The 301-nt window shown below is 71.4% G+C and carries 1 pseudogene; it reads left to right on the forward strand.

The features are described from left to right. A pseudogene (locus JHD64_RS22135) lies at nucleotides 1-301 on the forward strand (hypothetical protein); the annotation flags it as partial.

Genomic DNA, 301 nt, shown 5'->3' on the forward strand with positions numbered 1-301 from the left:
CAATATCGTGTGCAATGCCAATCCGGAATGGTATGGCAATGCCGCACGCCTGGGCTGGACGCGCGAATTCTATCCGCAAGTGGAGCGGGCGCTGTCGCTCAAGGACATGCCGGACCTGCACCAGGCCTGTCTCTTATACACATCTCCGAGCCCACGAGACATTAACAAGGATCGCGTATGCCGTCTTCTGCTTGACAAGGGGGGGGGGGGGGGGGGGGGGGGGGGGGGGGGGGGGGGGGGGGGGGGGGGGGGGGGGGGGGGGGGGGGGGGGGGGGGGGGGGGGGGGGGGGGGGGGGGGGGG

Origin of the sequence: Aquitalea sp. ASV15 (genome assembly GCF_016429115.1) — a bacterium.
Taxonomy (GTDB): domain Bacteria; phylum Pseudomonadota; class Gammaproteobacteria; order Burkholderiales; family Chromobacteriaceae; genus Aquitalea; species Aquitalea magnusonii.